Consider the following 10,002-nt stretch of genomic DNA (forward strand, 5'->3'; position numbering starts at 1 on the left):
CGGCTTTTTTTTGTGCCTATCCAAAGCCGACCAACTGTATAGCTTTAAAGAATTATTTTCTGGTTATTGTTCTCTTTAGCCATTACGTAAAAAATTGCTAACATATCTATCCAAAGCTCTTTTTTTTTGCTACTTTACAATCGAAACCAACCCGCCACAAAAAATGAATCAGCCCTCTAAATATGCGTCTTCAACAAGTAAAAAACTTATTTTTTTAAGTGTTCTCACTCTTTCTGTCCTTGCAATAGCAACTATCTTTTTCTTTAACAGAAAGAAAACGCAACAAAACAATCAGGCGTATGCCAAATATATAGAGTCTTATACTTCTGGCACTATTTCTAAAACTAGTTTTATTAGGGTGCATCTGGCAAATGCAGTAGCCGGGATGAAAGACCTAAACAAAGCAGAGACAAGAGATCTGTTCGACTTTTCTCCATCGATTAGTGGCAAAACTTTTTGGGTGGATCCTCAAACCATAGAGTTTAGGCCTGATGAACCCCTGAAACCGGGAAAAACTTATGATGGAACTTTTAAGCTTTCGGAAGTTTTAACGACTGAAAAAGGGTTGGAAGATTTCGATTTTGAGTTTAGGATAATAAAACCAGGCCTTGCTTTCAGGCAAAATGGATTGGTTTCGCAAAACAATACTTCGTTAGCTTACATGAAATTAACTGGTGAAGTGGCGACCTCTGATGCCGAAGAGACACAAGCCATAGAAAAAACAGTATCGATAGATTTTAATCAAAAATTAAAAATAAAATGGCAACATGACCCATCGAAACACACCTCGAAATTTACCATAGACAGCATTAAAAAGCAGGCAACAGACCAGACGCTTAAATTAGTTTGGGATGGTGATGCGATAAACGCCGCGCAAAAGGGCGAAGAAGAGATTCGTGTGCCTGCCTTAAACAAGTTCGAGGTTTTAAACATTAGGGCCGTGCAAGGCGAAGAAGATTATGCCTTAGTTCAATTTTCTGAGCCTGTTGGTGTTGGCCAAGATTTAAATGGCATGATTAGCCTTGGCAACCTGAGCGATTTGAGATATACCATTGATGCAAGCCAAGTAAAAGTGTACGCAGCAGAAGAGCTGAAAGGCGATTATGCAGTAAAAGTAATTGCTGGCATAGAAAACATCAACCAGAAAAAATTGCCTGAAAGCAAAACAGCCAATCTCGTTTTCGAAGATAAAATGCCTGCTGTTACCATTTCTGGCGCAGGCACCATACTACCAAATTCGGGAAAGTTGGTATTGCCCTTTGATGCGATAAACCTTAAAGCGGTAGATGTTACCGTTATAAAAATTTACGAGAATAACATCCCTCAATTTTTTCAAACAAACAGTTACAACGATGGAAATGAACTGCGTAGAGTGGCGAAACCGCTGTTGCAGAAAACAGTTAGACTGGATGAAGATAAATCCATCAACCTCCATAAAAAAAATAGGTTTAGTTTAGATTTAGATAAGCTTATTCGTACCGAACCCGGCGCCATGTATCGCGTTAGCATCGCCTTTAGGCCAGAGTATAATGCATTTAATTGTAAGATAGACAAAACGGAGAATGGAGATGAAGACGAATATAACAATCGGTACGGAGACGATAATTATGGCGAAAAAATAGATGAAGACGACGATTTTTGGCAACACTACAATGATTATTACCCAAAAAATTACCGTTGGGATGATAGAGAAGATCCTTGTACACCTTCCTACTACACCTCAGATAAATGGGCGAGTAGAAATTTAATTGCCTCAAACATAGGGCTGGTAGCGAAAAGGGGGAACGACAAAAGCATGTTAATTGTAGCCACAGATTTACTAACTGCAAAACCATTAAGCGGCGTAAGTTTTGATATAATGGACTACCAAAAACAGGTTATTTATTCTGGTAAAACCGATGGCGATGGCTTTGCAAAGTTCGACCTAAAAAAGACACCTTTTTTATTGATTGCCAAAAATGGTGCTGAACGCGGATATTTAAAATTAGACGACGGAAACTCCCTGCCGCTTAGCAGATTTAACGTTGGCGGAGATATGGTACAGAATGGATTAAAAGGATTTATTTACGGCGAAAGAGGCGTTTGGAGACCTGGAGATAGTGTTTTTTTATCGTTTATGTTAGAAGATAAACTAAAAAAGCTCCCAGAAAACTATCCGGTAAGTATGGAGTTTTACAACCCGAAAGGGCAGTTGTACAAAAGACTTACAAACGCCAAACCTTTAAATGGGTTTTACACCTTTAAAACAGCTACAGAAAATACATCGCCAACTGGCAACTGGCTGGCAAAAATAAAAGCAGGAGGTGCAACTTTTTCTAAAACCATAAAAATAGAAACGGTTATGCCGAACCGATTAAAGATTAATTTCGACATCGGCGATAAACCTTACCTAACCTCTGGCTCTTCTACCGCAACGCTTTCTGCAAAATGGTTGTTTGGCGCCGATGCACAAAATTTAAAGGCAAAAGTAGATGTAAACTTAAACACCACCGAAACCAAATTCAAGGGATTCGATGGCTATAGTTTCGATAATCCAACTGTAAATTTTCAATCGCAGGTTAAAACCATTTTCGATGGTAGCTTAAATGAAAAAGGCGAAGCAACGATAAACACCAACTTAGACCAAAATGCTACGGCACCTGGCGTTTTAAAAGCCAACTTTACCACAAAGGTATTTGAACCAGGAGGCAACTTTAGCATAGATTATTTGAGTGTTCCTTACCACATGTATAAAAATTACCTCGGTGTAAAAGCACCACAAGGTGATAAGTTGACGGGCATGTTGGTAACAGGCAAAGACCATAAAATGGCTATTGTGAACGTAAATACCGATGGCAAACTACTAACAGGCAATAAAACCGTAGAAGTAGAATTGTATAAAACACAATGGCGCTGGTGGTGGGAACAAGATAACCAGTACACTTACGCAAACTTTACGCAAAACAAATACAATAAGCTTATCGAGACCAAAAATGTAACGCTAACCAACGGAAAAGGAAGTTATAATTTAAGGGTTGATGAGCCAAACTGGGGCCGTTATTTAATCTTAGTACGTAGTTTAGACGGTGGTCATGTAACTGGAACTTCGGTGTATATAGATTGGCCAGGCTGGCAACAACGCGAACAAGGAAGCAACCCAACCGAAGCTGCAATGCTTTCTTTTACAGCCAACAAAGAAAAATTTAAAGTTGGCGAAGACATTACGCTTACCATGCCATCTAGCAAAAATGGCCGTGCACTTATTTCGTTAGAAAATGGAACCCGCGTGGTTAAAACGTTCTGGGTAGACACCAAAGCTGGCGAAACGCAATTTACCTTTAAGGCAGAAAAAGAAATGAGCCCTAATGTGTTTGCTAACGTAACCATGTTGCAGCCACATGCGCAAACTATAAATGATTTGCCGATACGGATGTATGGTGCCATTCCTTTGCTGATAGAGGATCCGCAAACCATTTTGAAGCCAACAATTAAAATGTTGGATAAAATTAAACCCGAAACCGAAAACACCATTACCGTTGGAGAGCAAAACGGCAAGGCAATGACATACACAATTGCCTTAGTTGATGAGGGATTATTGGATCTTACCAGATTTAAAACGCCCGATGCGCATGCTGCATTTTATGCTAGAGAAGGTTTAGGCGTAAAAACTTGGGATTTATTTGATTACGTGCTCGGTGCCTACGGCGGAAACTTAGAACGCATTTTAAGCATTGGTGGTGACGGAAGCATTAGTAAAAATCTGAGCCCGGCGAAAGCAAACCGCTTTAACGCAGTGGTAAAATTTATGGGGCCATTTTACTTGGCAAAAGGACAAACAGCCACCCATAAATTTAAGTTGCCACAATATATAGGTGCTGTTCGCGCAATGGTGGTTGCCGGAAATGACGGCGCTTATGGATCTGCGGAGAAATCTGTACAGGTTAAAAAACCACTAATGGTACTTGCAACTGTGCCGAGGGTGATTGGTCCGGGAGAAAGTTTTAGACTTCCGGTTACCGTTTTTGCTACCGAAAACAATTTAAAAAATGTGTCGTTAAGTCTGCAAACCAGTAATTTGATTATTGAAGGCAACAATAAAACTACCTTACATTACGCTAAAGTTGGTGATCAAATGACCTATTTTGATGTGAAAGCGCCAGAGAAAGTTGGCATTGCCAAGATAAAAGTCATCGCGCAAAGCGGAAACGAAAAAACAGTTTACGATGTAGAAATGGACATTCGAAATCCAAATCCTTATGTAACCAATGTAGTTTCTGCAACCTTACAACCTGGGCAAAAATGGTCTGTCGATTACAAGCCAATTGGTATGGAGGGTACAAACTCAGGTTCCTTAGAAGTCTCTTCTATTCCTGCCATAAATTTAAGCAAGCGGTTAAATTTCTTAATCCAATACCCTCATGGCTGCATTGAGCAGACCACTTCTGGCGTTTTTCCTCAATTATTTTTAGATCGTTTGACGAAGTTAACCGAAACTCAAAAAGCAAAAGCGGAGAAAAACATCAAAGCGGGCATCAACAAGCTTAAAGATTTCCAAACGGTAAGCGGTGGCCTCTCCTACTGGCCAGGTGATCCAAATGCCGACGAATGGGGGACCAATTACGGCGGTCATTTCTTAATTGAAGCGCAAAACGCGGGTTATACCATTCCGGTGGGCTTGCTAGACGGATTGCTGCGTTATGAAAAAGACAAAGCCAGCAATTGGATTCCAAATAGCAATAATTTTTATGGCGGAGATTTATCTCAGGCGTATAGATTGTACATTCTCGCCTTAGCTAAAAAACCCGAAATGGCAGCCATGAACAGATTAAAGGCTTTCCAATATTTATCGGTTGCTTCGAAATGGCGTTTGGCTGCTGCATACAAACTGGCCGGTCAAAACGATATTGCGCAAAACATGGTACGCGGTTTGGCGATAGATGTAAAACCTTATAATCAGCTCGGCGGAACTTATGGCAGCAACATTAGAGATGAAGCCATGATTTTGGAAACACTTACTTTACTGGGCCAAAAAGCAAAGGCAGCAAGTATTTTGCAACCCATTGCAACAAAAATGGGCGAAGATACTTGGTACAGCACCCAAACAACGGCTTATAGTTTATTGGCTATTGCAAAATTCTGCGGAAGCAATAAGGCGGCGAATAGGTTAAAATACAGTTATGTCCTCGATAAAAAATCTGCCACTGTAAATGCTGATGATTATTTGAACAGCACGCTGTTAAACTTTAGTGGCAATGCAACTTCTGTAACCAATACCGGCGATAATGTATTGTTCGTTCGTTTGGTTTTGGAAGGTCAACCCATGGCTGGGCAGAATAATTTCTTACCAAACAGACCCGATATATTGGACATGAACGTGGTCTATAAGCGCCTAAACGGGGTGGCAATAGATCCAACAACCATAAAACAAGGTTCTGATTTTTATGCAGAAGTAACCATTAAAAACCCAGGCAGCATGGGTTATTACGAACAGATGGCCTTAACGCAAATTTTCCCATCGGGCTGGGAAATCATAAACACCAGGCTAAACGACAACCAAAGCATTTTGGCTTCTTCGCCTTTTAACTATCAAGACATAAGAGACGATAGGGTGTTTACCTACTTCAATATTAGAGAAAACGAAAGCTTGGTGTACAAGGTCTTGCTAAACGCTTCTTACATTGGCCGTTATTATTTATCTGCAGTGCAGTGTGAAGCAATGTACAACAACAACATTTCTGCAACTAAGGATGGACAATGGGTAGAGGTGGTAAAGTAAGGAATTTACTTAATTTCATTTTAAAGGCGTTGAACTCGATGCCTTTAAAATGGGAACTTAATTATTGCGAATTTGCCGTAATTAGAAACTAATAACGATAAATGGTAAATTGTAAAACTGTAACAGCGAATTAAATAGTAATTTTTGTCAGGATTGTGGACAACCAGTTGCGGTTAAACGAATAAACGGCCATTACATTATCCAAGAAATTGAGCACGTTTTACATTTTGATAAAGGGATTTTCTATACCATTAGAGAATTATTAATTAGACCAGGTAAAAGTGTTCAACAATTTATATTGGAAGACAGAAACCGCCTTGTTAAACCAATTATTTTTATTGTTTTAACTTCTTTAATCTATACGCTGGTCTGTCACTTTTTTAATATTGAACCAGGTTACATTGTTTTCCGCGGAAACGCAAAATCTACACTAGTAACTATTTTCAGCTGGATTCAAAATCATTACGTTTATGCTAATATAATGATAGGAATATGTATTGCACTCTGGACAAAACTTTTCTTTAAAAAACATAAGTTTAATTTTTATGAAATCTTAATTTTGCTGTGTTTCGTTCTTGGAATGACGATGTTATTTTACACAATATTTGCGCTGTTTCAAAAAATTACTCACGTCAAATTAATACAGTTTGGCGGTCTCGCAGATGTCGCTTGGCATTTGGGCAATTGGACAGTTTTTTAATGAGCAAAAAGCATCTAGCTATTTTAAAGCATTTTCGGCTTACATGTTGGGGATAATCACTTTTGTAGTTATGGCAGTGATAATAGGACTATTAGTCGATGTAATTTTTAAACATTAGGCACCTATGACCAATGTAGAAATTTTACATGCTTTCTTAATAGAGACCAAGCGCTATTTAAAAAAATAGGCTGGTAATTTAAAAACCCTTATTTCTCCAATTTCTTTGTCGCAACTTCTACGGCATCGTCATGATGCAAGTAGTAATTACTGCCAGTCTGCGTTATTCTGAGCAATATGGATGCCCTTGGTGGACTAGGATTTGCAACGTTCAGCACAGTGTTAGAATCAATCGCGATCAAATCTCCTACATCTATAGTAGCGCCTTTTTCTTTCAAGGCTATCCATTTTCCATCTATCAGTTGCCCTCTATTTAAGGATTTCCCCTCCATTTTAGCATTAGAAAATAGTAAAAAATGAATCGCTTCCCCATTGGAGTAATTAAAGTCTATCATTTTTCCCTTTGGTAAACGAAAATCTATCAGTCCATCTTTGTAGCTGAGTAAAAGAACAAAATCGGTCTTGGTAGTATTCTGTATTTTAATACCTCGTTTAGCAGAATCCAGATAAAGATAACTTATAAAATTAGCTTTGTTTGACAGTATAATTGCTGAGGTATCTTGCTTAAAAGTCTTAAAATAATTGAATATATTATCTTCATTCTTTTTCAAATACTGATTAGTCGCTTCTTCTAATTCAATTGCTGTTTGCCCTTTATCGAGCTTAACAGAACCCTTCTTATAATCTGCAATATAGATTAGAAACCGTCCAAGAAAAATCAAGCCAACCAATACTAGCCAAACCGTCCTAAAACTCCACGTTTTACTATATTTGCGTTGTAACGCTTTGGGTAGAATTTTTAGTAGGGCTACATTTTTTTCGAAAACCGCATGATTACTTACCACCACTTTTCTATTGGCTGTAGTAAGAAAACTTAGCTGAACGAGCTGCCGACTAAATAGATACGTGCTTTTCTTATCTTCGTTCTGTATTTCTACACAATAATTTATCAGTTTAGTAGCAAGTTCTCTTTTTTGGTCTAACAGTAAATCTGGAACCTCATTTATCCATTGTGCCCAATCTAAGGTCCAACGGTTTATTTCTGCTAATTTTTCAAAATGGGTAACCTTATTGGTGTTTTTAAAAAAGTAAATACCCTCTTCTATGTACACCCGCATAGCTTGCAGAGCTACTTCACTATCCTGTTGTCTAACCATTGGTAACAAGAGCATTTGCGCGCTAGCCAACTGAAACTGACAAGTATCTAAAAGCTTCCTTTGGTTTTTATTAAATTGAACCGCAGTAGCGATAGAAGTAAGCTCTACCACTTTTGCATTACTTTTTAATTCTTCTACCTCTAAATTCACCAGAGGATTAAAGTTGCCGTTTAGCAAAAAATCTAGGAATAGTGGATGTCCAGAAATGCTGTGGTGTGCCTTTAGCAAATCTAAAACATCGGGCGCGTCTAACACATCTAGCAAATCTTGCTTGCTATAGCTCTGCTCTCCTACCGAGATAATTCCAGTATCAGACAAGGCAAACTCTGCATTTACCACCTTGCGTATGCGGCCAATATTATCAGCCCCAACAGTGGAAATATCTAATTGTATGTGCTTAAAAAAACGATCTAACGATTTGTACTGCATAGCGCCGTATTTGGAGATTTAACCGATTCCAGTGCCTTGAAAATCGTCATTTAATGCTTTGAAATTATAGTTGGTAAAAAGATGTGTTATGTTATATACCAGTTGCCTAAACTCAAAAAATTGTTCTGCCTCTAACGCTTTTTGAGCATGCTGAAAAATTATCTGAGCACCTTTATAGTTGGTATAAGAATCTGGACTATAGTTTTTAAATTCTTCGAACTTAGCTATAAGATGGCTTAGGTTATTCATCATCACCTTATATATAAAATTGTCCATAAACTCTATCGCTTTTTCTAACCGGGCAGCATTTCGGCTTATCATAATAGAAGGTTCATTCTGGCAAATTCTGTTAAATTCTTGTTTCAACTCATCTTTCCTAAAATCTACCGAAGGCAAATATTGCTCTGCCAGCTCCTTGATATCTAAATACTCATGCCGCAAATTCTGTAATCTATCTTCGCCACCCAGCTTATCATATTCTTGACTTATGCGCTGAATGGCTTCCGCTATCACATATTTTTTATCGGTATTGTCGTTTTCGGTTAGCAGGTGTACATCTTCCTTATATCGTTCTAATTCTTTTACATATTGGTGCGCTTGTATGGCCCAAACATCATTTTCATCGACAGAAAATGTGCGTATGCTATGTCTTATTTCGTGTTCTAAATCTACAAATTGTTCTTTTAACCTTGCTAGGTTAATATGCTTTTCTGAAACTGAAAATACATTTTTAAACTCTTGTTGAGTCATCACTAAATAAACAGATACTTGAAGTTCTCGACTATCTGTCAAAGTGATTTGAAGTTCTATATCCGAGCCTTTAATGAGGTCTGAATTTAAGTCCTTTCCCGTAATTTTTATCACACCGATAATAAGGTTAGAAAGTGGACGCGCATTTCTATCTCCTTCTAAAATATTGATGATAAGAAATTCGTCACTATCCTTTTTTATGGTTTTAGAAAGTTCTCTATAAAGCGACTTTTGCTGTGGCAAAATGCTGTTTTTCTCAAACACCACTTCCAGTTTAGTGGTTTTATTTTCTTTGTCGTCTAACTCAATACAGACATCTTGCGGCAATGGCTGCCCAGTAATGCTAAATTGACCCTGGGTAATGGCTATTTCTTGAGCCAACGTTGGCAATTCGGTTTGAGTAGCATCATAAATTTTAACTTGAAAAACATTATTTAAACCTGTTATTAGTGGTAGAAATTCGGTAAATTTTTGTTTAAGCGCCACAATTCCGGTATCAAACCACCATCGCTGCGCATAATGCGGTAGCTATGTCCATCAACATCGCCAGTCACTTTTGCAATTAAAACCTCCTCTACATCTTTGCTCATTTTGCTGTAGCTAAGCGATAATTCTAAGGATGTTTTAATAGCCTCTTCGGGCGCACCCTTTTCGTGCAAAATATCCTCCAAACTTAGCTCGCTCATTTCTGGCTTTACTGTGCGATAGAATTTATTAGCCGCATAATAAGCTGCACCCACAGCCACGGCCGTAGTTGGATCTAGCTTTGTATTTACCGCTATACCAGTAGCTTTTAACTCTTGCTTTACCAATGGAATATACGTGCTCCCTCCTACCAAAAGTATTTCATTAATATCTTTAGCCACTAATTTATTGCGCTGCATTATTTGGTTTAGCTGCTGTATCGTTTGATCTACAATTGGCTGTAAAAGACCCTCTAATTCTTTACGTTGTATTTGCAATTCTACATCGTGAATTTCTGCATCTATTTTAATTTGGGTAACTATTCAGCTTGTACTAAAAAAGCATAGTTATCAACAATTTCGGTTGTTGGTTTTAGAAAAACAGCTTAATTATGCACGCGTGTTGACTAC

5 protein-coding genes are annotated in these 10,002 nt (G+C 38.2%); 2 read left to right on the plus strand and 3 right to left on the minus strand.

The annotated features are described in order from the left end of the window. Positions 1-163: 163 nt before the first annotated feature. Positions 164-5,755, plus strand: coding sequence for an alpha-2-macroglobulin family protein (locus tag ABIB40_RS13470; protein WP_354359904.1), 5,592 nt, complete (start codon positions 164-166; stop codon positions 5,753-5,755). A 265-nt stretch (positions 5,756-6,020) separates the two neighbouring features. Then, positions 6,021-6,455 (plus strand): hypothetical protein, encoded by a 435-nt coding sequence (locus ABIB40_RS13475; RefSeq protein WP_354359907.1) that lies wholly within the window; start codon positions 6,021-6,023, stop codon positions 6,453-6,455. 206 nt (positions 6,456-6,661) lie between these two features. On the opposite strand, the gene ABIB40_RS13480 is transcribed toward ABIB40_RS13475, so the two are convergent. Genes ABIB40_RS13480 through ABIB40_RS13490 form a run of 3 tightly spaced genes read right to left on the minus strand, consistent with a single transcriptional unit; the run spans position 6,662 to position 9,915 of the window. Next, positions 6,662-8,158 carry a hypothetical protein gene (locus ABIB40_RS13480; protein ID WP_354359905.1) on the minus strand — a complete coding sequence of 499 codons (1,497 nt, stop codon included), beginning with the start codon at positions 8,156-8,158 and terminating at the stop codon, positions 6,662-6,664. An 18-nt stretch (positions 8,159-8,176) separates the two neighbouring features. Then, positions 8,177-9,394, minus strand: coding sequence for a hypothetical protein (locus tag ABIB40_RS13485; protein ID WP_354359906.1), 1,218 nt, complete (start codon positions 9,392-9,394; stop codon positions 8,177-8,179). Continuing rightward, entirely contained in the window at positions 9,355-9,915 is a 561-nt protein-coding gene (locus ABIB40_RS13490) for an Hsp70 family protein (RefSeq protein WP_354359908.1), read from the minus strand. Before ABIB40_RS13490 ends, ABIB40_RS13485 begins: the two co-directional genes overlap by 40 nt. Positions 9,916-10,002 lie beyond the last annotated feature (87 nt).

The organism is Pedobacter sp. UYP30 (assembly GCF_040547165.1).
Lineage (GTDB): Bacteria > Bacteroidota > Bacteroidia > Sphingobacteriales > Sphingobacteriaceae > Pedobacter.

Bases quoted from the DNA above. Each gene is read 5' to 3' on its own strand.
- ABIB40_RS13470 (WP_354359904.1), top strand. From the start codon at position 164: ATGAATCAGCCCTCTAAATATGCGTCTTCAACAAGTAAAAAACTTATT.
- ABIB40_RS13480 (WP_354359905.1), bottom strand. From the start codon at position 8,158: ATGCAGTACAAATCGTTAGATCGTTTTTTTAAGCACATACAATTAGAT.